The organism is Azospirillum sp. B506, from assembly GCF_000333595.1.
GTDB lineage: Bacteria > Pseudomonadota > Alphaproteobacteria > Azospirillales > Azospirillaceae > Azospirillum.
Map to the genome: position 1 here is coordinate 1 of NZ_BADK01000165.1, position 1,514 is coordinate 1,514.

2 protein-coding genes are annotated in these 1,514 nt (G+C 71.9%); both read right to left on the reverse strand.

Annotated elements, in window-relative coordinates:
- Positions 1–1,199 (reverse strand): condensation domain-containing protein (locus tag I71_RS05810; RefSeq protein WP_049975950.1); only part of this gene is annotated, 1,199 nt, incomplete at its 3' end.
- On the reverse strand, positions 1,196–1,514 hold a 319-nt coding region (locus I71_RS05815), incomplete at its 5' end, for a phosphopantetheine-binding protein (protein ID WP_042692164.1). The genes I71_RS05810 and I71_RS05815, both read right to left, overlap by 4 nt.

Genomic DNA, 1,514 nt, shown 5'->3' on the forward strand with positions numbered 1-1,514 from the left:
GAACAGCGGATTGTGGTCAGGCTGCGTTCCGGCTGAAGCGCCTCGACCAGTTGCTCGAAGGGGAGATCCTGGTGGGCCTGCGCCTCCAGCGCGGTGTCGCGCAGCCGGGCCAGCAGGGAGCCGAAGCTCTCGCGGCTGTCCAGCCGGCTGCGCAGCACCAGCGTGTTGACGAAGAAGCCGACCACCCCCTCGGTCTCGACCCGGTTGCGGTTGGCGAAGGGCACGCCGACCCGCAGGTCGGTCTCGCCGCTGTGCTTCAGCAGCAGCAGCTTGAAGGCTGCCAGGAGAAGCACGAAGGGCGTGACGCCGCGAGCCTGGGCCAGCGCCTTCAGCGCCCGGCTGCGCTGTGCGCCGAGCCGGAAGCCCACCGTGCCGCCATGGGCGCCCAGCACCGCCGGACGGGGGCGGTCGAGCGGCAGCGACAGGACGGGATGGTCGGTGCCGAGCCGGTCGCGCCAATAGGCGAGCTGGCGGTCGCGCTCCCCGGCCTCCAGCCAGTCGCGCTGCCACTGGGCGTAATCGGCATACTGGATCGGCAGAGCCGGCAGAGCCGGCAGATGCCCGGCCCGCAAGGCGTCGTAGCTGCGGGCGAATTCCGCCAGGAAGCGCTCCACCGACCAGCCGTCGGCGACGATGTGGTGCAGGGTGATCAGCAGCAGATGATCCTCATCCGCCAGCCGGATCAGCGTCAGCCGCAGCAGCGGCCCCGCGCCGAGGTCGAAGGGGGCCAATGCTTCGGCGCGCGCGAGATCCCGCGCGCGGGATTCGCGTTCGGCGGGGGCAAGGTCCGACAGATCGATGCGGACGGGCACCGGCGCCAGATGCGGGTGGATGACCTGCACCGGCTGGCCGTCGCGCTCGGAAAAGGTGGTGCGCAGAGCCTCGTGCCGTTCGGTCAGATGGGCGAAGGCCGCCTCCAGCAGGGCCGGATCGAGCGGACCACTCACCCGGATGGCGCCGGGAATGTTGTAGGCCGCCCCGCCCGGATCCATCCGCCACAGGAACCACAGCCGCTGTTGGGCATAGGAGAGCGGCAGCGGTTCCGCCCGGTCGGCGCGCGGGATCGGGAAGCGGGTGTGGACGTCGATGCCCTTGGCGGCCAGGACGGCGGCAAGCGCCCGGCGCTGGCTGCGCGACAATCCGTCGAGCGAGAGGACGGGAGCGGTCGGCAGGGCGGTGGTGGACGGGTTGCTGGTCATCGGGCGGTCCCCGTGTTTGCGCTGTCTTTTGCACTGTCTGGTGTGACGCCGCCGGCGAGTGCGGCCTCCGCGAGCGCGTTCAGGTCGGCGTCCGACAGGCCGTCGATGGCCCGCAGCGCGGCGGCCAGCTCGTCTTCGGCGGAGGAGGACGCCGGTCCGGCGGCGGCGAGGCGCTCCTCCACCCGGCGGGCGAGGCCGCGCAGTCCGGTCGCCTCGAACAGGGTGCGGATGTCAAGCGTCACCCCCAGCTCGGCGGCGATGCGCGAGGCCACCTGGGTCGCCAGCAGCGAATGGCCGCCCAATTCGAAGAAGTCG